The organism is Novosphingobium sp. PhB165, assembly GCF_004341845.1.
Taxonomy (GTDB): Bacteria; Pseudomonadota; Alphaproteobacteria; order Sphingomonadales; family Sphingomonadaceae; genus Novosphingobium.
On record NZ_SLVB01000005.1, the window covers coordinates 423,579 to 445,610 of the forward strand.

The 22,032-nt window shown below is 66.4% G+C and carries 22 protein-coding genes; 16 read left to right on the plus strand and 6 right to left on the minus strand.

Going from position 1 to position 22,032, the window contains the following annotated elements; genetic code table 11:
• The first annotated feature begins 1 nt into the window (after position 1).
• Genes EDF56_RS16420 through EDF56_RS16430 form a run of 3 tightly spaced genes read left to right on the plus strand, consistent with a single transcriptional unit; the run spans position 2 to position 3,743 of the window.
• Positions 2–2,542 (plus strand): circularly permuted type 2 ATP-grasp protein, encoded by a 2,541-nt coding sequence (locus EDF56_RS16420; RefSeq protein ID WP_132389312.1) that lies wholly within the window; start codon positions 2–4, stop codon positions 2,540–2,542.
• Positions 2,542–3,423 (plus strand): transglutaminase family protein, encoded by an 882-nt coding sequence (locus tag EDF56_RS16425; RefSeq protein ID WP_132389314.1) that lies wholly within the window; start codon positions 2,542–2,544, stop codon positions 3,421–3,423. Before EDF56_RS16420 ends, EDF56_RS16425 begins: the two co-directional genes overlap by 1 nt.
• Positions 3,424–3,437: 14 nt before the next feature.
• Complete coding sequence (locus EDF56_RS16430; protein ID WP_132389316.1) at positions 3,438–3,743, plus strand: DUF1294 domain-containing protein; 306 nt, start codon at positions 3,438–3,440, stop codon at positions 3,741–3,743.
• Positions 3,744–3,777: 34 nt separating this feature from the next.
• Here the strand turns inward: EDF56_RS16430 and EDF56_RS16435 are convergent, their stop codons facing one another.
• The 5 genes from EDF56_RS16435 to ccmA all read right to left on the minus strand — a co-directional run bounded on the left by EDF56_RS16435 (position 3,778) and on the right by ccmA (position 7,787).
• Entirely contained in the window at positions 3,778–4,230 is a 453-nt protein-coding gene (locus EDF56_RS16435) for a hypothetical protein (RefSeq protein WP_132389318.1), read from the minus strand.
• Positions 4,231–4,656: 426 nt separating this feature from the next.
• The gene (locus EDF56_RS16440; protein ID WP_132389320.1) at positions 4,657–5,280 is read right to left on the minus strand and encodes a carboxymuconolactone decarboxylase family protein; all 624 of its coding nucleotides are present in this window, start codon (positions 5,278–5,280) and stop codon (positions 4,657–4,659) included.
• 30 nt (positions 5,281–5,310) lie between these two features.
• Positions 5,311–6,453, minus strand: coding sequence for a sulfotransferase (locus EDF56_RS16445; RefSeq protein ID WP_132389322.1), 1,143 nt, complete (start codon positions 6,451–6,453; stop codon positions 5,311–5,313).
• Between the two features lie 99 nt (positions 6,454–6,552).
• Entirely contained in the window at positions 6,553–7,212 is a 660-nt protein-coding gene (locus EDF56_RS16450; RefSeq protein WP_132389324.1) for a heme exporter protein CcmB, read from the minus strand.
• Positions 7,209–7,787, minus strand: a complete 579-nt coding sequence (gene ccmA, locus EDF56_RS16455) for a heme ABC exporter ATP-binding protein CcmA (protein ID WP_132389326.1) — start codon at positions 7,785–7,787, stop codon at positions 7,209–7,211. The genes EDF56_RS16450 and ccmA overlap by 4 nt, the downstream gene beginning before the upstream one ends.
• Before the next feature lie 92 nt (positions 7,788–7,879).
• On the opposite strand from ccmA, the gene EDF56_RS16460 reads away from it, so the two are divergent.
• A complete protein-coding gene (locus EDF56_RS16460) occupies positions 7,880–8,179 on the plus strand; it encodes a 4a-hydroxytetrahydrobiopterin dehydratase (RefSeq protein WP_132389328.1) in 300 nt (99 codons plus the stop codon).
• Positions 8,180–8,183: 4 nt separating this feature from the next.
• Positions 8,184–9,317 (plus strand): acyltransferase, encoded by a 1,134-nt coding sequence (locus tag EDF56_RS16465; protein WP_243652642.1) that lies wholly within the window; start codon positions 8,184–8,186, stop codon positions 9,315–9,317.
• On the opposite strand, the gene EDF56_RS16470 is transcribed toward EDF56_RS16465, so the two are convergent.
• Positions 9,314–9,931, minus strand: a complete 618-nt coding sequence (locus tag EDF56_RS16470) for a DNA-3-methyladenine glycosylase (protein WP_132389332.1) — start codon at positions 9,929–9,931, stop codon at positions 9,314–9,316. The genes EDF56_RS16465 and EDF56_RS16470 overlap by 4 nt on opposite strands.
• A gap of 105 nt (positions 9,932–10,036) precedes the next feature.
• On the opposite strand from EDF56_RS16470, the gene EDF56_RS16475 reads away from it, so the two are divergent.
• The 11 genes from EDF56_RS16475 (at position 10,037) to murD (ending at position 22,031) form a co-directional block, all read left to right on the plus strand.
• A complete protein-coding gene (locus tag EDF56_RS16475) occupies positions 10,037–10,354 on the plus strand; it encodes a 2Fe-2S iron-sulfur cluster-binding protein (RefSeq protein ID WP_132389334.1) in 318 nt (105 codons plus the stop codon).
• 134 nt (positions 10,355–10,488) lie between these two features.
• Positions 10,489–11,499: a cysteine synthase A gene (locus tag EDF56_RS16480; RefSeq protein WP_132389336.1), complete on the plus strand. Its 1,011-nt coding sequence runs from the start codon at positions 10,489–10,491 to the stop codon at positions 11,497–11,499.
• A gap of 16 nt (positions 11,500–11,515) precedes the next feature.
• On the plus strand, positions 11,516–11,875 hold the full coding sequence (locus EDF56_RS16485) for a hypothetical protein (RefSeq protein ID WP_243652643.1): 360 nt from the start codon (positions 11,516–11,518) through the stop codon (positions 11,873–11,875).
• Positions 11,876–12,752: 877 nt separating this feature from the next.
• On the plus strand, positions 12,753–13,250 hold the full coding sequence (locus EDF56_RS16490) for a division/cell wall cluster transcriptional repressor MraZ (RefSeq protein ID WP_132389338.1): 498 nt from the start codon (positions 12,753–12,755) through the stop codon (positions 13,248–13,250).
• Entirely contained in the window at positions 13,247–14,269 is a 1,023-nt protein-coding gene (gene rsmH / locus EDF56_RS16495) for a 16S rRNA (cytosine(1402)-N(4))-methyltransferase RsmH (RefSeq protein WP_132389340.1), read from the plus strand. The genes EDF56_RS16490 and rsmH overlap by 4 nt, the downstream gene beginning before the upstream one ends.
• Positions 14,266–14,835: a hypothetical protein gene (locus tag EDF56_RS16500; protein WP_132389342.1), complete on the plus strand. Its 570-nt coding sequence runs from the start codon at positions 14,266–14,268 to the stop codon at positions 14,833–14,835. The genes rsmH and EDF56_RS16500 overlap by 4 nt, the downstream gene beginning before the upstream one ends.
• A 17-nt stretch (positions 14,836–14,852) precedes the next feature.
• Positions 14,853–16,607, plus strand: a complete 1,755-nt coding sequence (locus EDF56_RS16505) for a penicillin-binding protein 2 (RefSeq protein ID WP_207904733.1) — start codon at positions 14,853–14,855, stop codon at positions 16,605–16,607.
• The gene (locus EDF56_RS16510) at positions 16,604–18,079 is read left to right on the plus strand and encodes a UDP-N-acetylmuramoyl-L-alanyl-D-glutamate--2,6-diaminopimelate ligase (RefSeq protein ID WP_132389346.1); all 1,476 of its coding nucleotides are present in this window, start codon (positions 16,604–16,606) and stop codon (positions 18,077–18,079) included. The genes EDF56_RS16505 and EDF56_RS16510 overlap by 4 nt, the downstream gene beginning before the upstream one ends.
• Before the next feature lie 7 nt (positions 18,080–18,086).
• Entirely contained in the window at positions 18,087–19,592 is a 1,506-nt protein-coding gene (gene murF, locus EDF56_RS16515; RefSeq protein WP_132389348.1) for a UDP-N-acetylmuramoyl-tripeptide--D-alanyl-D-alanine ligase, read from the plus strand.
• Positions 19,593–19,609: 17 nt separating this feature from the next.
• Positions 19,610–20,680 carry a phospho-N-acetylmuramoyl-pentapeptide-transferase gene (gene mraY, locus EDF56_RS16520; RefSeq protein WP_132389350.1) on the plus strand — a complete coding sequence of 357 codons (1,071 nt, stop codon included), beginning with the start codon at positions 19,610–19,612 and terminating at the stop codon, positions 20,678–20,680.
• Between the two features lie 4 nt (positions 20,681–20,684).
• A complete protein-coding gene (gene murD, locus EDF56_RS16525) occupies positions 20,685–22,031 on the plus strand; it encodes a UDP-N-acetylmuramoyl-L-alanine--D-glutamate ligase (RefSeq protein WP_132389352.1) in 1,347 nt (448 codons plus the stop codon).
• Position 22,032 lies beyond the last annotated feature (1 nt).

Genomic DNA, 22,032 nt, shown 5'->3' on the forward strand with positions numbered 1-22,032 from the left:
CATGGCCGCCGCCCCGCCTTCCGGACCGGATTCCACGCTGACCGAAAGTGCACCGGGCTGGCTGGATTCCTATCCGGTCGAGGTTTCGGGCGGAGACCTTTTCGGCGATGCCGCCGAGCCGGTGGCGGCACGCTGGAAGGCCGTGGCTGCGGGCCTTTCCGCGCTGTCCGAAGGCGATCCCGTTGCCTTGCAGGAAAACGCCGCGCGCAATGCCGCCGATCTTGGCCTGACATTCCGCGTCACCGGCGAGGAAGAGGAGCGCGCTTGGCCGCTCAATGCCATGCCGGTGGTGATCGGCGCGGGGGAATGGGAGGTCATCGAGCGCGGGCTGATCCAGCGCGCCGAACTGCTCGAACACCTTGCCGCCGATATCTACGGACCGCAGCGGATGGTCCGCGAGGGGCATCTGCCAGCGGCGGCGATTGCCGGAAATCCCTTCTTCGCGCGCAAGATGCTCGGTCGGGCGGGGCGGCTGGGTGAGGGGCCGGGGAAGGCCCGCTTCATTCAGGTCTATTCGGCCGATCTCGCGCGCGGGCCGCGCGGACAGTGGCGGGTACTGCAAGATCGTGTGCGGATCGCCAACGGTATCGGCTACGCGCTTGAAAACCGCCTCGCGATGACGCGGCTGGCCGGTCACTTGCTGGCCGATCAGCAAGTGCGGCGCATTGTCGATTTCTTCGGGCTCATGCGCGAAGGCATGATCGCCGCCTGCGGGCGGGAGGCCCCGCGCGTCGCGCTGCTCACGCCCGGCCGCTTCAACCAGACTTATGCCGAACAGGCCCACCTTGCGCGCTATCTGGGCTTTCCGCTGGTGGAAGGGCGCGATCTTTCGGTGGTGGACGACCGGCTCTGGGTCGGCACGATCGCCGGGCCCAAGCGCGTGGATTCGATCTGGCGCTGGATCAACACCACCTCGCTCGATCCGCTGGCTTTCGATGCCCGCTCGCAGCTTGGCGTGGCCAATCTCTTCGAGGCATGGGCAGGCGGGGGGGTCGGCATGATCAACTGGCCGGGTACCGAAGTGCTGGAGAGCCCTGCTTTCGCCGCCTTCATGCCGCGTCTCTGTCAGGTCCTGCTGGGTGAGGCCCCGATCCTGCCCAACATCGCGACGTGGTGGTGCGGACAGGCGGCCGAAAGCGCCACTGTTGCCGCGCGGCTTGATGAACTGGCAGTGCTCCCCGCCTTCGGCCAGCCGGTCGAAGGACTTGAACGTCGCGAGCCGGTGGCCGGGGCCGATCTCGACGGCGCGCAGCGCTCGGCCTTGCTGGATGCGCTGGCGCGGCGGCCGATGGACTATTGCGGGCAGGAGATCGTCCACCTCTCCACCGTGCCCGCCATCATCGATGGCGAGATCGTGCCGCGCCCCTTCACGGTCCGCGCCTTCGTCGCGCGCGATGCCGATGGGGTTTGGACGGTCATGCCCGGCGGTTTCGCCCGCCTTGCCGCGAGTCAGGCGCTACCGACCTCGCTGATGGGCGAGGGCGAGATTTCCGCCGATGTCTGGGTGGTGGACGAAGTGCCGAACCCGGCCCAGTTGGCCGGCCGCGCGATCCCCGAGCCGCCGATTTCGCGCGGGGGCGGCATTCTTGCCAGTCAGGCGGCGGACAATCTCTACTGGTTCGGGCGCTACAACGAGCGAGCCCAGCTCGTTACCCGTGTGCTGCGCGCGCTGCTCGACGGTTCGGTAGAGATCGACGGCGCGCCCGAGGAACAGGGCGGCGTGGTTGGCGCGCTGGTGGCGCTGCTGGTCGAGGCGGGCAGCATCGAGCAACCGACAGGAACGCCCGATGTTCAGGCCATCGCTGCCGCCGTGCTGGCCGAAGCGGGGCTGCCGGGCGGGGTGACCACGCTGATGCGCCGCCGTCAGGCCGTTGGCCTCTCGCTGCGCGAACGCTTCGCGCGGGACTTCTGGCGGCTGGTAAGTCAGGGCGTGCCGCAAGTGGACGTGCACCGACCGGCAACACTGCTGGGGGCGGTACGGCGCCTGACCGAGCATTTCAGTGCGCTCGCCGGGCTCGTCTCGGAAAACATGGTGCGTTCGGCCGCATGGCGCTTTCTGGAGATCGGCCAGCGGCTCGAACGCGCACAGGGGATCTGCCGCATGGTCCGCCAGCTGGGAGATACCGTTGCGGAGGGGGCGGACCCCAAGGAAACAGGAGGCGCGCTGGGCGTGCTGCTCGACTTGTGCGACAGCCAGATCATCTATCGCACGCGCTATTTGACCGGGCCGATGGCGGGGCCGGTGCGCGATCTGGTCCTGCTTGATCCGGACAACCCGCGCGCACTGGTGTTCCAGATCGCCGGGATCGTCGAGCATCTGGCTGCATTGCCGAGCGGGCGGGACGACAACTTGCCCGAACCGCCGATGCGCGCCGCCCGCGCGCTGCTGGGCAGGCTTCAGGCCGCCACCGCGCAGGACATGACCGGTGAGATGCTCGAAAGGATCGAGCACGAACTCTACGACCTCTCGGACGCGCTTTCGGCGCGGTACTTCCTCCAGTTCGACCCCGAGCAGGCCGAACGACGGACCTTGCTTTTGTGATGCGTTATTCGGTCAGCCATATCACCACGCTGCAATATGCCGCCCCGGTGCGCCTTGCGCAGTTCAACGCACGGCTGCGCCCGGCGGCATGGCCGGGGCAGACGCTGGGCGACTATCTGCTCACCGTCGATCCACAACCGGCGCAAGTGCTGGAGCGGGAAGGCGGCTATTACATCAACGAGGCGCGCTTTTCGCTGCACGATCCCATTTCGGAACTTCAGATCGAAAGCCGCTTCACGGTCGAGAAAGAGCCGCTGCCTTTCTTCGTGACCGATTCCGCCGGCCCCGGCCTTGCCGACTTGCGGGAACGGGCGATGCAGAAGCCGGACCTGTCGGCGCTGGGCCCGGCCTCGTACAGTTTCGCCTCGCCCATCGCGGTGCCGGAGCGCGACATCGCCATGTGGTCGAGCGGGTTCCTCAGCGAATCGATGCCGGTGGTGGAAGCGGGAAGGGCATTGATGGCGGCGATCCACCAGCAGTTCGCCTACGAATCGGGCGCGACCGTGGCCGATACGCCGCCGATCGAGGCATTCCGCGCGCGCCACGGCGTGTGTCAGGACTTCAGCCACATCATGATCATCGCCGCGCGCGCGCACGGCATTCCGGCGGCCTATGTCAGCGGCTATCTGCGGACACTGCCGCCGCCGGGGAAGGAGCGGCTGGTCGGTGCCGACGCCATGCATGCATGGGTGAACTTGTGGTGCGGGGACGATCTCGGCTGGATCGGCTTCGATCCCACCAACAATATCCTGGCCGATACCGACCACATCTTCATCGGTATGGGGCGCGACTATACTGACGTGGCTCCGCTGGACGGGACGTTTCGCGGCTCTTCGCAGCAGACCATGATCTTCTCGGTGGACGTTGCGCCGCTGGATTGACTAGGCGCTGCCGCATGAATGCGCCTCTGCTTGTTGCCGCCGGTCTTTGCGGCCTCAACCTCTGGACTTTTGCGGTGTTCGGCTACGACAAGGCGCAGTCGCGGCGGGGCGGCGGGCGCGTTCCGGAGAAGCATCTGCTCACCCTGTCTGCTTTGGGCGGATCGCCGGGGGCGCTGCTGGCAAGGCGCCTGTTCCGCCACAAGACGCGCAAGCAGCCCTTCGTGAATTACCTGAAGACGATCGTTGTCCTGCAATGCGCGGGAGTGGTCGGGCTGGCGGTTCTCGCGGCCAAGTGGGGCGGGGCAGCGGGCGTCTTCTGAACGCCCGACTCCCGTCTGTCCGGCGCGAATCGGTTCAGCCGCGACCCTGAACCCCGCGTGCTTCGACTGGCTGTCCCGGGAAGATCCCGGCGATCGCCAGCGCCGCGCCCAGCTTGGAGAGCGTTTCGAGCACGTCGCCCACGGCGTCTTCCTGCACGACCAGTTCCAGCGTTCCGCGCGTCTCCTGCGCACCGCGATCGCGCAGCGAGGTGACGAGTTCGAGGATCACGGCCTCATGTTCGGACACGTGGTCGCAAGCCATCGGGCAAAAAGCGAAAGTTTCCAGCGCGTCGCGGTTGAAGATCAGCATGGCACGGTGGAACGGCTGGAGCCCGCCGATCATCCGCCAGCGGGCGAAGGCGGGGGCCAGCGCTTCGGCCGGGCAGCGGCGCTGGGCAAGGGTCGTGACCCACGCGCGCATCGACCAGACGAGGAAGCGGCAGCCCTCGTCGAGTGTGCTCAGGGGGCGATCGACGTATTGGTACATGGCGGGCTCTCCAGGTTGCGAAACGGGCTATACGAGATCATGCTTGCAATTGCGAATGATTATCATTAGCCATTGATACGCAGCTTGTCCTGGCCGTCAAGCCTGCACCCGAGGACCCAGGTTCGGCGCTTGTCATGGGGCGCCGAGACTGCCCTTCCTGTCCAACTGGGCCGGGCCGGATTTCGTTTCTTGCGGAACCGCCCCGGCCCATTTTTTACCGGCTTTTCCCGGGGTTGTGCCGGGCTTTTCCTCCGGACCGTCCACAGGGTTCTCCCCGTGGCATCCACAAATGATACACCGTCTGTCCTCCGCATATCCCGGGATAGTACCGGACTTGTCCACAGACATGTCAACGCGCGCCGCCCATGGGGCAGCGCGCGCTTCATTTTGCTATCGAGTGAAGACGGCGCCGTCGGCGCCGGTGAATTAGCGGTAGTCGAAACCGCCCTTCGGCTGGATTTTCAGCGTGTTCTGCTGAAGCGCCGTCATCAGATAGGAGCCGACCAGCATCGGTGCTTCAAGCATCTGCTTCTCGTCCCAGGTCTTTGCCAGCGTGTCCCAGGTCGAATCGGCCATGCAGTGATCGGCCACGAGTTCTTCCACCGCCCGCAGTATCGCAGCTTCGTGTTCGCTCCAGCCCGGGGCGGAAGAACCCTCCAGAACGCGGTCGAGATCTTCGGCGGTGATGCCGAACGCCTTGCCGATATCGACATGCTCGCACCATTCGAACGGCGCACCGGCGATTCGGGCCAGGCGCAGGACCATCAGCTCGCGCTCACGGCCGGGAATCGTGCCACGCGCCGCCAGTTCGATGCCCAGCACCATCTGGCCCTTGAACATGCCGGGATGGCGCAGCGTGATCAGACTGACATCGGGGAAGGGGCGGCTTTCGGGAATGTGGAAGGCGGCCCGGATCGCGTCGACCTGCTCCTGCCCCTCGGGGCTGACATCCTCAAGGCGCAGCGGCGCGTAGCGCGGCCCGCCTTCCACCGTCTGCGCCATCCGTGCGGCCTCATCGAAATTCACCCGGCCGCTGTTCGCCTTACTCATTGTCTGGTCACCTGTGTGTGGATGGAAGGATCATGCCGCCGCGTCGAACGGCGCCCAGCGCTCCATGCGCTCAAGATAGGGAGTGAAGCGCTGGCGCACGGCGGCGAGGTCGAGCCCGAAATGGGCCGGATCGGGCTTCGTCATGCGCTCGGCGCTGGCGTTGCTGTTCCACCAGTCAGCCATGGCCTGCGCGAATGCGGGCGAGACGTCCTCGCCCAGCCAGGCGTAGAGCGCACGCACCTCGCCCAGCGGGTCCTTGTGCATGGCGCGGAAGTGGATGTCGTGGAAACGGTGGTCGTTGCCCTTCTCGCGAAAGGCGATGGCGCGGTTCATGGCCTCGGACCAGCAGCGCAAGTTGAGCGCGCCGAGGTATTCGAGGTCGAGATTGTTGGTGAACTTGCCGATGATGTCGGCATAGACGGTCGCCACCGAGAGGATGACTTCGGCCGGATCGCGGTGTGTCATAACGAAGCGCGCGTCGGGGAAAGCCGAGATCAGCGCATCGAGGTAGAGCATGTGCGTAGGCGCCTTCAGCCGCCACGGCCGCGCCGGCGCGCCCCATTGCAGCAGCTTGAGTACGCGCTTTTCATAAGCGTAAGTGCTGGAAAGATCGGCATTGAGCAGCCAGTCCGAATAAGTCGGCACTTGCGCGAAGGCCTGGAAGATCTGGCTCCGGAAATCGAGCGCCATGAGGTCCTGGCACTCCATGGCGCCGTCGATCCCCGAAGGTGTGCGCTTGCCGCCCTTGAGCAGGGCATCGCCGCTGGTCGCCGCGACGCCGCGACGGGGATCTGGTCCCGTGACTGTCGCGGGAGGAGGGCACGGCTGCGAACTTTCCCAGACCCGCAAGTAACGGATTTCCGGGTCGCTGGAGAGCAGGAACGACAGCGCCGAGGACCCCGTGCGCGGCAGACTGACGCCGAACAGCGGGGCGACGATTTGCTCCTCGTCGATTTCGGGATGGCGGCGGTACCAGTCCTCGATCAGCAGGCGCTGGCGAAGGTGCAGCACGATCCGCTCGGTCAGAGCCTGCTCGCCCGCCGCATTGAGACGGGCCTCGCTCTGAAGCGAGGAGACCAGAATCTCCAGCCCTTCGCGAAACGTGTCGGCGCCGAAATCGCTCAGGCCGGTCTGGCGTTTCGCCTCGTCGATCAGTTCCTGATGGCCCAGCATCGCATTCTCCCGGCGTCCGGCTTGGGCCGGATCGTTACGGGAAGACTATGCGTGGCCGGAGCGGCGGGTGCCAACCGCTGGGGCGATGAAGGCGCCGCTTCAGCCGCGCGCGGTTCGCACCGCCGCGGCCCCTGCGAACGGTGCGATGGCGAGCAGCACGAGGCTGGCCGCTGCCGTCAGGGCAAGGCCGCTGGTCCCGCCGGTTCCGAGGCTTCCCGCCCCGAAAATCAGCACCGGCACCGCTAGCGGGATCACCAGCAGCCCTGCGAGCGCGGCGCCTCCGCGCAGCCCGGCGGTGAGCGCGGCGACGGTGACGCCCAGCGCGGCAAGGCCGGGCGTTCCCGCCAGCAGGCCAAGCTCGACGATGGCGAGCGTCCGGCCCGCGATTCCCAGCAGTGCGGCAGCCGGCAGGGCCGCGAGCATCAGCGGCGGTCCGAAGCTCAGCCAATGGGCCAGCACGCGCACGGCGATGACCATTTCCTCGGAAATGCCGCGCAGCGCCCACTGGTCGAACATGCCGGCCTCGATATCGGGTTCGACAAGGCGGTCGAGCGGCAGGATCGCGGCGAGCAGCGCAGCTACCCAGATCACGCCGCCGCCGGTGCGCGCCAGCAGTGGTACGTCCGGGCCGACCGCGAAGGGGTAGAGCATGGCGACCGAGAGGAAGAACAGCACCGGCATCATCGCCCCGCCGCCGCGTCCGCTCAGCAGCAGGCGCGCAAGGTCGCGCTTGAGCAGGGGGGCGAAACGTCCGCTCATGTCGTGTGCTCGCCAAGGGCCAGCGTGCGCTTGTGGGCAAGGGCGAAGGGCTGGTGCGAGGCGATCAGGGCAATTCCTCCACCGGCGCAATGCTCGGCAACCAGTGTCTCGGCCAAGGCTGCCGCATCGCCGTCGAGCCCGTTGAGCGGCTCATCCAGCAGCCAGATCGCCGCGTTCTGCCCGATCAGGCGGGCAAGGGCAGCGCGCTTCTTCTGGCCGGTGGAGAGATAGCGGACGGGAACGTCGAGTAGGGCAGGAAGGCCAAGCCGCTCCAGCGCGTGATCGCCCGCGCCATCCAGCCCCCGCCAGAAGGCCAGCGCCCGGCCGAGCGGAAGGGCGGGATCAAGCGCGTGGCGCTCGTCGACAAGGCCGATCGTGCCGCTGGTTTCCACGCGTCCGCCAAAGGCCGGGGCGAGCCCGGCGACGATGCGCAGCAGGCTGGACTTGCCCACGCCGTTGGCCCCGGTGACGTGAAGCGCCTCTCCGGCAGCAAGACGCAGCGAGAGTCGGCGGAACAGGACCCTGTCCCCACGCCGACACGCGAGATCTTCGATTGCTATGGATGCCCCTTGCATGCGACCCTGCGATAGTAGAAAGGCGCGGGGCTGCCAAGCAGAGCCCAACGGGCCAAGGTGTGCCATAACTACCGGTGGCAGAGGAGGATTCCATGTCGATCGCCCGTCTCACCGATGCCGAGCGCGCGCAGGCGCTGGAAACGCTTCCCGGCTGGACACTGCGCGATGATGGTATGGCCATCGTCCGCACGCTGAAATTCAAGGATTTCAACGCGGCTTTCGGGTTCATGACCCGCGTCGCCATCGAGGCCGAGAAGCGCGATCACCATCCGGAGTGGTTCAACGTCTACAACCGGGTGGAAATCACGCTGACCACGCACGACGCCGGAGGGCTGAGCGAGCGCGATGTGGCGCTGGCCGGCTTTATCGACGGCATTGCCCCGCCGGCCTGAGGCCGTGCCGGAGCCCATACCCAACCCCGCATCGGCGGAAGCCGACGCACGCTTTCTGACCCGACCGCTTTCGGTCCTGCTCGATTTCGTGCGCTTCGGCGCGGCGCTGCTGGTGGCGGTGGGCCACGCCGTGCAGCTCGGGATCTATCGGGGGCCGTTCCCGTTCGGCCTGCGCATGCAGCATTACTGCGTGATCGTGTTCTTCGTGCTTTCGGGGCTGGTCATCAGCAGCTCGGTGCTGGGCGGCAGGTCCAGCCTGCCGCGCTATTTCGTCGCCCGCATCTCGCGCATTCTGCCGGTGGCGATTCCAGCGCTGCTTTTCGCAGTGCTGGCCGCTTATGTGCTGGCAGGGACGCTGCCCGTGGCCATTGATAACAGCCCGAACGATCCTATCGCGGTGGCCAGTCGCCTGCTGCCGCCGATGGCCTTCGTCAGCGCCTGGCCGGGCATGCCCGCGCCGGTGTGGAACCCGCCTTACTGGTCGCTCTGCTACGAGGTGTGGTTCTACGCGATCTTTGCAATGGCGGTGTTCCTGCGCGGCTGGGCTCGGGTGGCGACCATCATCATCGGCTGCTTCAGCGCGGGCGGGGCCATCCTCTTGCTGATGCCGGTCTGGCTGCTCGGCGTCGTGCTGACGCATACACCGGCCGCGAGGCGGTTGCCGCTGCCGATTGCGCCGGTCGCGATGGCGGTGAGCCTCTGTCTTGCGCTCGCCTTGTTCGAGGTCGACCGTGCGGTGCTCAATCCGCTGCTCAAGGCTTGGTGGCCGGGCGAAGTGCAGTGGTCGGAGTGGGCGCTGGCCGATTTCGCGATGGGGCTCATCATGGTCATGGCCCTTGTTTCGCTGCGGCCCGTGGCGGAGCGTTTCGCGGGGACGGTCATGCGCATGAAGGAGCCGGCGGCGCTGCTCGCGGGGTTTTCCTTCACGCTCTACCTGTTCCACTGGCCGCTGCTGCAACTGGCGCGTTCGCATGGGCTGGTGGCCGGGCGCAGTCCGATGGCCTTTGCCGCGCTGCTGGCGGTGGTGGTGGCCGCCTGCGCGCTGATCTCGCTGCTGACCGAGCGTCAGTCCCCGCGCATCCGCCGCTGGATGGAGGCGCGGATGTTCGCGCCGGCACCGGATGCCGTGAAAGCTTAAAGCGCCGGGTTGTTATAGCAGTGCCAGGTGAAGATCGCCGCCGCGCCCCGGTGCGGCCGCCATTGCTCTGCCAGTTCGCGCGCTTCCTTCTCGCTGGGCCGGGCATCGAGGCCGAGGATCTTGTGCAGCCCGGCTTGCACCGCAAGGTCGCCGGCAGGCCAGATGTCGGGCCGTCCTTCCGCGAAGAGCAGGTAGATCTCGGCCGACCAGCGCCCGATGCCCTTGATCCTGACGAGTTGTTCAATGGCCTCCTCGTCATCCCTGGGCAGGTTGTCGAGGTCGAGCGCGCCCGCCATCACCAATTCGCACAGTGACCGCGCATAACCCTGCTTCTGGCGGGAGAGGCCACAGGCCCGCAGCGCGTCGAACTCGGCAGCCAGAAGCATCTCCGGTGCGATGCCTTCGCCCAAAAGGATCTCCAGCTTGTTCCATACCGAGGCCGCGGCGGCGACCGATACCTGCTGGCCAACGATCGTGCGCAGCAGCGTGGCATAGCCTGTCGCGCGGATTCGCGGTTCCGGATAGCCCGCGCGTTCGAGCGCAAGGGCCATGGCCGGTTCGCGTGCGGCGATTTCGTCCAGTCCAAATTTCAGTGCGTCAGCGCTCAAGCCCATTCTGCGTCTTTCTTGCCAAAGGGGGTTGCAGCCTTTAGCAGCCACGGGCAAAGGCCGGAATGGGCATGTTATGATACATGCTGTATCAGAAAAGGATGGACGAGAATGCCGCAGATCATCGTCATCAATCAGTCGGGTGAAGAGTCGGCCGTTGAAGCAAGTGTTGGCCGCACGCTGATGGAGACCATTCGTGACAGTGGTTTCGATGAACTGCTGGCGCTGTGCGGCGGCTGCTGCTCCTGCGCGACCTGCCACGTTCACATCGACCCGGCTTTCGCGGACAAGCTTCCCGCGATGAGCGAGGACGAGAACGACCTGCTCGACAGCTCCGATCACCGCAACGAATACTCGCGCCTGTCGTGCCAGGTGCCGATCACCGACGCGCTCGAAGGCTGCAAGGTCACGATCGCTCAGGAAGACTGAGCCGTGGTTCCAGGCCCGAAGCGATGCCGGACAGGCGCCGCTTCGGGTATCGGCACCGGAAAACGATCCACGCTTTATGTGCCTAAAGCGCAATTCATTTGCGCCTTGGCCTTCGCGTTCCTAGGTGTGCGGACATGACTGCTCCCGTACCTCAGCGCTCCACTCTCGACCTCATCGGCAACACGCCGCTCGTTCTGCTCAAGGGCCCCAGCGAAGCTGCCGGCTGCGAGATATGGGGCAAGTGCGAATTCGCCAATCCCGGCGCCTCGGTGAAGGACCGCGCGGCGCTGTGGATCGTGCGCGACGCCGAAGCGAAAGGGCTGCTCCAGCCCGGCGGCACGATTGTCGAGGGCACGGCGGGCAATACCGGCATCGGCATTGCGCTTGTCGCCAATGCGCTCGGCTACAAGACGATCATCGTCATGCCCGAAACCCAGTCGCGCGAGAAGATGGACACCTTGCGTGCGCTCGGGGCTGAACTGGTTCTCGTGCCGGCCGCGCCGTTCTCGAACCCCGGGCACTTCGTACATACCTCGCGTCGCCTCGCCGAAGAGACGCCGGGCGCGATCTGGGCCAACCAGTTCGACAATATCGCCAACCGCAAGGCCCATATCGAAAGCACTGCGCCCGAGATCTGGGAGCAGATGGACGGCCGCATCGACGGTTTTACCTGCGCAGCGGGCACCGGCGGCACCATCGCGGGCACCGGCCTTGGCCTCAAGGCCTTTGACGAGACCGTGACGATCGCACTTACCGATCCGCACGGCGCCGCGCTGTTCAACTACTACGCGCACGGCGAGTTGAAGGCGGAAGGCAATTCGGTGGCCGAGGGTATCGGTCAGGGCCGAATCACCGCCAATCTCGAAGGCGCGCCGATCGATACGCAGTACCGCATTTCCGACGAGGAAGGTCTCGAATGGGTGCGCCGTCTGCTCTCGGAAGAAGGGCTGTGCCTGGGGTTGTCCTCGGGCATCAATGTGGCGGGCGCGATTGCGCTCGGGCGCGACCTCGTGGCCTCCGGAAAACGCGACGTGCGGGTGGCCACGATCCTGTGCGACACCGGCTTCCGCTACCTTTCCTCGCTCTATAATCGCGAATGGCTGGAGGCGAAGGGCTTGCCGGTCTTCCCTTGGCTGGCAAGCTGAGGTAAACGGCCTGCCGATGGCAGGAAACATTCCGCCCAGTCTGGTCGAACCGGTCGTGACCGTGCAGCACTTCGCGCCGCCGTCCGCGCGCGAACTGCGCGCGCAGGCCGTGCACCGCCTGCAAGTGGGCCTTTTCGGCCTTTGCGCGATGCTGCTGATCGTCGGTCTGGCCAACATCATCATGGACCGCGCGCGGCTCGTCGATGCCGAAGATCCGATCCGCGCGGTGGTCGCGGTCGATGCCAAGCCCAAGCGGCAGGTGGCCGATCCGCTGGCCGACATCGGCGTGGTGCCGGCCTCCGATCCCTCGCCGACGCCGAGCGCGACGGGCACCGGGGCGGACAATGCCGGGAACGCCCCGCTGGACGCGCAGTAAGCGCCAGATGTGCGCGCGGCCATGCGGCGCGTCGGCATCTGCACCAGCCTTTCAATCAAAGTGATATCCCTGCGGGTTGCTGAGCACCGGCAATTCGCTTCATCGGCGAATGACGCCCCGGCCTGAAAGCATTGGCCACGCCTCGGTAGATATTCGCGCACTCGAAACCTCAAGCCGGAGTTCCATCCCGAGAAGTCGCTCGTGAGCGGCTGATTCCGCTCGGCGAGAGCGCAGCAGGGCCGCTTGCCGATATTGGGGATTTCCGGGGAAGGGATTGGGGCTTGGGGAAATAGCGGGATGGCGCCGGTCCGGGCCGCTTCGGGGAAATCCGGGGACGCTATTCTCTCGAACCCGCAGAATTCTTCCACGGTCTACAGTGCGGCGAGCCCGATTCCGCATTAGCCGGAGCGGCCCCTGTTCGAGGAGTCCCGCCCTGCCGCGCCGTCCCGGTGCGCCGCAAGGCATTGGATGCTTCGCTTTCCAGTCTGAAAAGTGGGGATGGAACGGGGTGTTTCGGGGACAGTCCGGGATAGGTATTTTACCGGAGTATCAATCACATAAAATCAATCACTTATGGTGTTAATTCTGGGTTAATTGCCGGGTTTTCGCGGATGTGCGCCAGCTCCAATTCGGAGAGAAATCGGGGAATTGTTCCCATTGATCCCCAAATTTCCCTTTTATCCCCCGTCCTCCCGTTATACAAAGGCGGTCAATCGGAATGGCTGAGTCTTGCCGTGCTCCTGCAAGGGAGCCGGACCTTGCTGCATTGGCGGCGGCGGGGGCGGATCGGTCATGTCGAGGCGGACCCGGCCGTGCCGGGCGAACCGGCCGAAACACATCGACCGGAACAGGGCAGGAAAGGGCGGGCGGCATCGTCATGGCGGGGCGGCCATACATATACAACGGACAAGGCTTCTCGCTTCTGCGCGACAAGAACCGGTTCGTGCTGCCCAACGCATTCCGCCCCACCGTGCGCGAATCGAGCGGGAAAGACCTGCTCTGCCTGACCACGCATGACCGCTGGCCCTGCCTTGTCGGCTTCGGCCTCTCGCGCATCGACGAGTTCGAGGAAGAGCTCAAGGAACAGCAGGACATGGCCATCCGCGCCGGCAAGGAATTCGATGCCGACAAGCGGGCAAGCGACATTTACGCCTCTTACGAGGTTCCCTTCGACGGTTCGGGCCGCTTCGTCCTGCCGGAAGACCTCTCCGCGCTCGCGGGCGTGACCGACCAGCTCTACTTCCGTGGCAACGGGCGGTTCTTCACCGTCTGGTCGCCCGAGAGCCTCTACGAAATGGATGAAGGATGGAAGGCGGCACAGACCGCCTGCCGCAGCCTCGCCGCCAAGGATCTGGCCAAGGTGGGCCGCAAATGACCGCATCACGCACTATTCCCGTGGGAGTACCCCACGTGCCCGTCCTCCTGGAGGAGGTCGTCGCCGCCCTGAACCCCCGGGGCGGCGACGTCATTGTCGACTGCACGCTGGGTGCGGGTGGCTATACGCGGCGCCTGCTCGATGCAGGCGCGACGGTCCATGCCTTCGACCGCGATCCCGACGCGATTGCCGCGATCGAGGAAAACCGTACCAAGTGGCCGGAGCTGGATGCCAGCCCGCCGCGTCTGGTGCTGCACGCGCGCCGCTTTTCAGAGATCGTCGCGGGCCTCGATGAAGTCGGCGTGGCAGAGGTGGACGGCGTCGTGATGGACATCGGCGTGTCCTCGATGCAGCTCGATCAGGCGGAGCGCGGCTTCTCGTTCGGTTCCGACGGCCCGCTCGACATGCGGATGAGCCAGGACGGCCGCTCGGCTGCCGACTTCGTCAACGAGGGTGACGAGGCGGAGATCGCCGACGTGCTGTTCCAGTATGGCGAGGAGCGCCAGTCGCGCCGCGTCGCCCGCGCCATCGTCGCGGCCCGGCCGCTGGAAACGACCGCGGAACTGGCCCGCGTCGTGCGCAAATCGCTCGGCTACAATCCGGCCTACAAGGGTGGCAAGGGCGCACCGCCGAAGGACCCGGCGATCCGCACTTTCCAGGCAATCCGCATCCACGTGAACGGCGAACTGGACGAATTGGACGAAGGTCTTGCCGGCGCCGAAACCGTGCTGCGCGCGGGCGGACGGCTTGCCGTCGTCACGTTCCACAGCCTTGAGGACCGCAAGGTGAAGCGCTTCCTGCGCGACGCGGCGGGGCAGGGCGGAACCACCTCGCGCCACCTGCCGCAAGTCAGCGGCGGTGCGGAGCCCACGTTCGAGAAAGTCGCCAAGGCCGTGCGCCCGGGCGAAGCCGAACTCGAAGCCAACCCCCGCTCCCGTTCGGCCACGCTGCGCAGTGCCGTGCGGACCCAAGCCCCCACAACGACCAAGCACCGGCCCAAAGACAGGAGTGCAGCATGAACCTCACGCGCGACCGCGTCCATTCGATCGGGTGGATTTCCGTGCTGCTGGTCTGCGGCGCGGCAACCATTGCGCTCACTCTCCGTGTCAACGCCATGAAAAGCGAGGTCCATTCGACCGAGAACCACATCGTGCGCGTGCAGCAGTCGATCAACTTCCTTGAGACCGAGTTCCAGACCCGCTCCAACCAGCAGGCGCTGAACCAGCTCAACGATCTGGAGTTCGGCTACAAGGCGCCTTCGGCCGGCCAGTACATCGAGGGCGAGCGCCAGCTTGCCGCGCTGGGCAAGCCGATGGGTCCGGGCGCACCGCAGCCGATCCGCTATGCCAACGCCGAACAGGCAGCTCCGGCGGAGAGCGGCGCGAAGGAAGGCACTGGCCTGCTGGCGATGGTCTCGCCGGTCGATCCCGCGCATGCGGCGACGCCGTCGCAAGCCTCGGCGGCGCGCGCGGTGGGCGTCGGTTCGAAGAGCCGCGATCCCGAGCGCGAGGAAATGCTGCGTGACGCCGCCGGCCTCGGCAAGCGCCTGGCACGCATCGAAGTGGCGGAGGCTGCCCAGCAGTGAACGCTCCCGCCTTCCCCATGGGCGCGATCCCCACCACGGTATCCACCGGGCGGCGCAAGCTGGTGAACGTACGGCAGCGCTCGCTGCTCGTCGCCAAGCTGCGCACGCTGTGGATCCTGGGGGTTTTCGCGCTGGTGGGGGTTCTGGCGTTGACGCGTATCTGCTGGCTCGGCGTGACGGGCCCCGGCGGGCGTGACGGCGATCTTTCGAGCCTTCTGGTGCCCCAGCGCGGTGAGATCGTCGATCGCAACGGCGTGCCGCTGGCGCGCGAGTTCAGTACTTATTCGCTGTGGTTCAATCCCAAGGCGATGAGCGAAGGCTCGGCGCTGATCCACACGCCGGAGCAAGTGGCGGACGGCCTGATCCGCATTTTCCCCGATCTTGACCGCAAGGACCTGATCTCCAAGCTGTCGTCGGGCAAGCCCGGCTATCTGCGCAAGTCGATCCTTCCCGAGGACGCGAACAAGGTCCACGCGCTGGGCGAGCCCGCGCTGGAATATCCGCTAGAGGCGACGCGTTTCTATCCGCAGGGATCGATGGCCGCATCGGTGCTTGGCTATGTCGATAGCTATGGCAAGGGCCAGGTCGGCATGGAAGAGGCGTTCGACAAGCAGCTCACCAGCCCCGAAGGCCGTGCCCAACCGGCGCAGATCTCGATCGACTTCCGCGTGCAGAGCGCGCTGGAGGACGAGCTGGCACGCGGCATGGGCCTCAGCAAGGCCAAGGGCGCGGCGGGCGTGGTGCTCGATGTCGATACCGGCGAAGTTCTGGCGCTGGCCTCACTGCCCTCGTTCGATCCCAACCACGTACAGCCTTCGGACATGATGATCACGCCGGAGCAGGCCGCGCAGGGCGATGTGCCGCACGGTTTCAACCGCGTGACCAACCAGGTCTACGAACTGGGTTCGACCTTCAAGCCGATCACGATCGCCGCCGCGCTCGACGCCGGCACGATCACCAATCTCGGCCGCCGCTGGCCGGCCACGCCGCTCCACGTGGCGGGTTTCACCATTCACGACAGCCATAACTTCGGCGCCTCGCTGAACGTGCCGGAGACGCTGATCCACTCGTCCAACGTCGTCACCGCGCAGATCGCGGACGAATTGGGCGGGGTGAAGTTGAAGCAAACGATGGAATCGCTCGGCATGAACGAGCGTCCCCAGATCGAACTGCCGGCGCGCGGTTTCCCGCTCTGGCCACGTGGCGTATGGCCGCGCCTGCGGACGATGACGGTGGCTTACGGCCACGGCATCGCGGTGACGCCGCTCCATCTTGCCTCGGCCTATGCGGCGCTAGTCAATGGCGGCATCTGGCGTCCGGCGACGCTGAAGAAGCTGGATGCCTCGCAAGTGCCGCAAGGCCGCCGCGTGTTTACCGCCGCCACCAGCGCCCGCATCCGCCAGTTGCTGCGCATGATCGTGGCTTACGGCACCGGCCGCAAGGCGGACGCTCCCGGCTTCCGCGTCGGCGGCAAGACCGGCTCGGCCGAAAAGCCCGGCGCCGGCGGTTATCGCCACCACTCGCTGATCGCCACATTCGCCTCGGCCTTCCCGATGGACCGCCCGCGCTACGTGGTCATCGCCATGATGGACGAGCCGCAGGGCACCGAAGCCACCTCGTTCCAGCGCACGGCGGCCTTCAACGCGGCGCCGGTGATTTCCCGCGTCATTCCGCGTATCGGGCCGCTGCTGGGCATCATGCCGGACGAAACCCGCGACATCGATATTTCCGACCTCAAGCCGCTGGTTCCGGCGGGGAGCGACAAAGAATGAAGTTGAGTGCCCTCTGCGCTGTTGTGAATGATGGAGCCGGTATCGCGGCTCCCGCAGGCGCGGACGTGAATGTGACCGGATTTGCGATCGACCATCGCAAGGTGGCGCCCGGAACCGTCTTCGGTGCCTTCAGAGGTGCGAAGTTCAATGGCGAGGACTACATCGCCGCCGCCATCGAGGCTGGTGCGGTTGCCATTGTTGCTCGCCCCGAGGCGAAGGTGGAAGGCGCGATCCATTTCGCCGATCCGGAACCGCGCCGCCTGTTCGCCGCGCTGGCCGCATCGTTCTTCCAGCCGGTGCCGGAAACGCTGGTGGCCGTCACCGGCACCAACGGCAAGACTTCGACGGTGGAGCTGACCCGCCAGCTCTGGCGCATGGCAGGACAGCGCGCGGCCTCGATCGGGACGCTGGGCGTCACCACCAGCGATGAGACGGTCTCGACCGGACTGACCACGCCTGACATCGTCACGTTCCTCGCCAATCTGACCGGTCTGGCGCGTGAGGGCGTAACGCACGTCGCTTACGAAGCGTCGAGCCACGGTCTTTCGCAGTTCCGCATCGAAGGGCCGCACGTGGCGGCGGGTGCTTTCACCAACCTGTCGCGCGATCACCTCGATTACCACGCCGATATGGACGACTATTTCGCGGCGAAGATGCGCCTGTTCGACGAAGTCGTCGTCGAAGGCGGCACAGCCGTGATCTGGGCCGATGACGAGTGGTCGGACAAGGCCATTGCCCACGCCGAAAAGCGCGGGATCAAGTGTTTCACCGTGGGTGCCAAGGGCACCAGCATCCGCCTCTCGGGTCGCACGCCGGGCGGACTCGGCCAGAAGCTGGAGCTCGAGCATGACGGGAAATCCCGCGTGCTCGAGCTGCCGCTTATCGGGGCCTATCAGGCGGCGAACGCCCTTGTCGCAGCGGGGTTGGTGCTGGCGACCGGCGGCGATCCGCATACGACTTTCGATGCGATGAAGCGCCTCGTCACTGTGCGCGGGCGGCTTGAGCGGGCGGCGATCTCTTCGGTTGGCGCGCCGGTCTATGTCGACTATGCGCATACGCCCGATGCGCTGGAGGCGGCAATTGCCGCGCTTCGGCCGCATGTGAACGGTCGTTTGATCGTGGTCTTCGGCGCCGGCGGCGACCGTGATCAGGGCAAGCGCCCCGAAATGGGCAAAGTGGCGGCAGAGGGGGCAGACCTCGCCATCGTCACCGACGACAACCCGCGCGGCGAAGACCCTGCCGCGATCCGCGCCATGGTGCTTGCCGGCATGGACGGAAAGGGACGCGAAATCGGCGACCGGCGCGAGGCGATCCGCGCGGCCGTTGCCGAAGCCCGGCAGGGGGACATCGTTCTCGTTGCCGGCAAGGGGCACGAACAGGGGCAGATCATCGGCAGCGGCGACAGTGTTCGCGTGCTGCCATTCGACGACGTCACCGTAGCCAGGGAAATGGCCGGTACGGTTGGAAGGTAGGAATGCCATGAACGCGCACGCCCGGATTCTCGAATGGCCCGCCGAGGGCGCCGAGGACTTGACCCAAGCACTGTGGGATTCGGCCACACTCGCGCGGGTGATGAAGGGCGAGGCGAGTGGGGACTTCACCGTCTCCGGCGTCGAGATCGACAGCCGCGACGTCCAACCCGGCGACTTGTTCTTTGCCCTGAAGGGCGAGACGATGGACGGCCACCGCTTCGTCGAAGGCGCTTTCGCCAAGGGCGCGGGCGCCGTGGTCGTGGACCGCCCGGTCGATGGTCCGCATATCCTTGTCGAGGACACGACCGAGGCGCTCGAACGGCTCGGCGCGGCATCGCGGGCCCGTGCGCGCGGGCCGGTGATCGGCGTGACCGGCTCGGTCGGCAAGACCGGCGTCAAGGAAGCGATCTTCGACGCGCTGGATCGTGCGAGCCGGGGGGACGCGCACCGTTCGGTCAAGAGCTATAACAACCATGTCGGCGTGCCGCTCAGCCTTGCACGCATGCCGGCGCGCGCGCGGTTCGGCATTTTCGAGATGGGCATGAACCACGCGGGCGAGATCGCCGCGCTGACCCGCCAGGTGCGCCCGAACGTCGCCGTCATCACCACCATCGCGCCCGCCCATATCGAGATGCTGGGCTCGATGGAGGCCATTGCCGATGCCAAGGCGGAGATCTTCGAAGGCCTCGAACCGGGCGGCGTTGCCGTGATTCCGGCGGACAGCCCCTATTTCCATCGCCTCAAGGAAGCGGCCGAAGCTCTGGGCGTCCAGATCGTCTCGTTCGGCAAGGCGGCCGATGCGGGCGTTCGCTTGCTGGACACCGTGCCGGCCATCGGCGGCGGCTCGCTGGTGACGGTGGACATGCGCGACCGGCGCGTCTGCTACACGGTGGCGACGCCGGGCGAACACCATGTGATCAACTCTCTCGCGGTCATGGCCGCGGTGCGCGCGGTCAAGGGTGACCTCGGCGCCGCCGGCGTGGCGCTCGCCGAAATGGGCGGGTTGCCGGGGCGCGGCGCGCGGCTCCAGATCGACGTTCCGGGTGGGGAGCCCGACGCCGAGGGCCGCCGCCGCGCTTTGCTTATCGACGAAAGCTACAATGCCAACCCCGCCTCCATGCGGGCAACGCTGGAGCAGCTTGGCCGCACGCCCGCCACGCGCCGAATCGCGGTCCTGGGTTCGATGAAGGAACTGGGCGCGCATGGCCCGGCCTTCCACGCCGAACTGGCCGAACCGCTTGCCGCTGCCGGGATCGACTACGCCGTGCTGGTCGGCGACGAGATGGGTGCGCTTGCCGAGGTTCTTGGCGCGGACGAATCTGCGGAATCGGGGAAAACGGGCCGCGTTCCGCTTGGCAAGCGCGTGCCCTTCGCGCATTGCCTGAGCGTGCGGGAAGCCGTCGATGCGCTGCGGGCGTTCGGGCTGGAGCAGGGCGATGTGATCCTGGTCAAAGGCTCGAACTCGGTTGGGCTGGCTTCTCTGGTGACGGACCTCGGTAAACAGGAAGGGTAGGGGGGTTCCCCCAGAAGATGCTTTATCTCATCGCAGAGTGGTTCCACTTCGAGGGACTAGCCAACCTCTTCCGCTACCAGTCCTTCCGCTCGGGCGCGGCGCTGATGACGGCGCTGGGCATCGGCCTGCTGATCGGCCCGCGCTTCATCAACATGCTGCGCGTGCGTCAGGGCAAAGGCCAGCCGATCCGCGAGGACGGCCCGCAGAGCCACCTTGCCAAGCGCGGCACGCCGACCATGGGCGGCTTGATGATCCTGACCGCGCTGGTCAGCGCGATGATCCTGTTCATGGACATGTCGAACCCGTTCATCTGGGCCTGCTTGGCCGTGACGGTCGGTTTCGGAATCATCGGTTTCCTCGACGATTACGATAAAGTCGCCAAACGCAGCACCGCCGGGCTTTCCAGCAAGCTGCGCCTTGGCCTTGAGTTCGTGGTGGCGGGCATTGCCGCCTACATCATCGTTCGCCAGCTCAATACCAACCTCTACGTGCCGTTCCTTTCGGGCCGGTACATTCCACTGGGGCCGTTCTACTACGTCTTCGCCGCTTTCGTGATCGTGGGCGCGGGCAACGCGGTGAATCTGACCGACGGGCTCGATGGCCTTGCGACCATGCCGGTGATCATCGCCGCTGGTACGTTCGCGATCATCTGCTACCTCGCCGGCCGCGTCGACTATGCGACCTACCTCGGCATTCCGCACGTGCCGGGTGCGGGCGAACTGGCGGTGTTCTGCGCGGGGATCATTGGCGCCTGCCTGGCCTTCCTGTGGTTCAATGCGCCGCCCGCCGCCGTGTTCATGGGCGATACCGGCAGCCTTGCACTTGGTGGCGCGCTCGGCGCCATTGCCGTTTCCGCGCATCATGAGATCGTGCTCGCCGTCGTCGGCGGGCTGTTCGTGCTGGAGGCCGTTTCGGTCATCATCCAGGTTGTCTGGTTCAAGCGCACCGGCCGCCGCGTGTTCCGCATGGCACCCATCCACCACCACTTCGAACAGAAGGGCTGGAAGGAATCGACCGTCGTCATCCGTTTCTGGATTATCTCGATCGTCCTTGCGGTGATCGGGCTGTCCACGCTCAAGCTGCGATAAGCGCGTGATCGTATCTCCCGCCTTCGCCGGAAAGCGTTATGCGGTCCTCGGCCTTGCCCGATCCGGCCTTGCCGTGGTCGAGACGCTGCTGGCCAGTGGCGCGCATGTCATGGCCTGGGACGCCCGCGACGAGCCGCGCCAGTTGATCGCCGGCCGCGCGGAGCTGGCCGATCCCGTCACGGCGGATCTTACCGGCTATGACGGGGTGATCGTTTCACCCGGCGTGCCGCTCAACACGCATCCCATCGCCGAAGCCGCGCGCCGCTACGGCGTGCCGGTGATCGGCGATATCGAATTGTTCGCGCTCGCCCGGGCCAGCCTGCCCGCGCACCGCGTGATCGGGATCACCGGCACCAACGGCAAGTCGACCACCACGTCGCTCGTCCAGCACCTGCTCAAGTCGGCGGGTGTCGATTCGCGCGTGGGCGGCAATATCGGCGTGCCCGTGCTTTCCGCCGATCCGCTGCCGGAGGGCGGGGTCTATGTGCTCGAACTGTCGAGCTACCAGATCGACCTGACGCGCAGCCTCGACTGCGATGTCGCCGCGCTGCTCAACATCACGCCCGACCATCTCGACCGTTACGAGAGCTTTGCCGCCTATGCTGCGGCCAAGGCGCGCCTCTTCGCGATGCAGGATGCGGACCGCCCCGCCGTGTTCGGCACCGGCGATACCGAGACGGCGGACATTGCCGCAGTCGAGACCGCCCGCCGCGAACCCGGCCTCGTGCGTGAGGTGGACGGCCACGATATCACCGCGCTCCAGAAGAACTGGCCCTCGCTGCAAGGTCCGCACAACCTCCAGAATGCCGCCGTCGCCGTCGCCATTGTCGAGGCGCTGGGCATTCCGGCCGCCAAATGGAAGCCGGCGCTGCGCAAGTTCCGGGGCCTGCCGCACCGCATGGAGCGCGTGGCCGAAGCGAACGGCGTGCTCTACATCAACGATTCCAAGGCCACCAACCCGGCCTCTGCGGCGCCTGCGCTGGCGGCTTTCCCGCCCGACCCCAAGCCGCGCATCCACTGGATCCTGGGCGGCCTGCCCAAGGGCGACGACCTCGACGAGTGCGCGCCCTATTTCGGCAATATCGCCGCCGCCTATACCATCGGCGACGCCGGCCCGCGCTTTGCCGAGATCCTCGCGCCCTACACGCGCGTCCACCGCAGCGAGATGATGGCCGAAGCCATCCGCGAAGCCATGGCTGAAGCCGTTCCCGGCGATGTCGTCATGCTTTCGCCCGCTTGCGCCAGCTTCGACCAGTTCCGCGATTACGAAGCGCGCGGGCTGGCCTTCCGCCAGATCGTCGAGGCCCTGCTGGAAATGCAGGGTACGGCGGCCGCAGGGGAGAAGCAGTAGC

What these genes read in the sequence shown, in the direction of transcription:
- EDF56_RS16420 (WP_132389312.1), top strand. Translation starts at nt 2, where the DNA reads ATGGCCGCCGCCCCGCCTTCCGGACCGGATTCCACGCTGACCGAAAGT.
- EDF56_RS16425 (WP_132389314.1), top strand. Translation starts at nt 2,542, where the DNA reads ATGCGTTATTCGGTCAGCCATATCACCACGCTGCAATATGCCGCCCCG.
- EDF56_RS16430 (WP_132389316.1), top strand. Translation starts at nt 3,438, where the DNA reads ATGAATGCGCCTCTGCTTGTTGCCGCCGGTCTTTGCGGCCTCAACCTC.
- EDF56_RS16435 (WP_132389318.1), bottom strand. Translation starts at nt 4,230, where the DNA reads ATGTACCAATACGTCGATCGCCCCCTGAGCACACTCGACGAGGGCTGC.
- EDF56_RS16440 (WP_132389320.1), bottom strand. Translation starts at nt 5,280, where the DNA reads ATGAGTAAGGCGAACAGCGGCCGGGTGAATTTCGATGAGGCCGCACGG.
- EDF56_RS16445 (WP_132389322.1), bottom strand. Translation starts at nt 6,453, where the DNA reads ATGCTGGGCCATCAGGAACTGATCGACGAGGCGAAACGCCAGACCGGC.
- EDF56_RS16450 (WP_132389324.1), bottom strand. Translation starts at nt 7,212, where the DNA reads ATGAGCGGACGTTTCGCCCCCCTGCTCAAGCGCGACCTTGCGCGCCTG.
- ccmA (WP_132389326.1), bottom strand. Translation starts at nt 7,787, where the DNA reads ATGCAAGGGGCATCCATAGCAATCGAAGATCTCGCGTGTCGGCGTGGG.
- EDF56_RS16460 (WP_132389328.1), top strand. Translation starts at nt 7,880, where the DNA reads ATGTCGATCGCCCGTCTCACCGATGCCGAGCGCGCGCAGGCGCTGGAA.
- EDF56_RS16470 (WP_132389332.1), bottom strand. Translation starts at nt 9,931, where the DNA reads ATGGGCTTGAGCGCTGACGCACTGAAATTTGGACTGGACGAAATCGCC.
- EDF56_RS16475 (WP_132389334.1), top strand. Translation starts at nt 10,037, where the DNA reads ATGCCGCAGATCATCGTCATCAATCAGTCGGGTGAAGAGTCGGCCGTT.
- EDF56_RS16480 (WP_132389336.1), top strand. Translation starts at nt 10,489, where the DNA reads ATGACTGCTCCCGTACCTCAGCGCTCCACTCTCGACCTCATCGGCAAC.
- EDF56_RS16485 (WP_243652643.1), top strand. Translation starts at nt 11,516, where the DNA reads ATGGCAGGAAACATTCCGCCCAGTCTGGTCGAACCGGTCGTGACCGTG.
- EDF56_RS16490 (WP_132389338.1), top strand. Translation starts at nt 12,753, where the DNA reads ATGGCGGGGCGGCCATACATATACAACGGACAAGGCTTCTCGCTTCTG.
- rsmH (WP_132389340.1), top strand. Translation starts at nt 13,247, where the DNA reads ATGACCGCATCACGCACTATTCCCGTGGGAGTACCCCACGTGCCCGTC.
- EDF56_RS16500 (WP_132389342.1), top strand. Translation starts at nt 14,266, where the DNA reads ATGAACCTCACGCGCGACCGCGTCCATTCGATCGGGTGGATTTCCGTG.
- EDF56_RS16505 (WP_207904733.1), top strand. Translation starts at nt 14,853, where the DNA reads ATGGGCGCGATCCCCACCACGGTATCCACCGGGCGGCGCAAGCTGGTG.
- EDF56_RS16510 (WP_132389346.1), top strand. Translation starts at nt 16,604, where the DNA reads ATGAAGTTGAGTGCCCTCTGCGCTGTTGTGAATGATGGAGCCGGTATC.
- murF (WP_132389348.1), top strand. Translation starts at nt 18,087, where the DNA reads ATGAACGCGCACGCCCGGATTCTCGAATGGCCCGCCGAGGGCGCCGAG.
- mraY (WP_132389350.1), top strand. Translation starts at nt 19,610, where the DNA reads ATGCTTTATCTCATCGCAGAGTGGTTCCACTTCGAGGGACTAGCCAAC.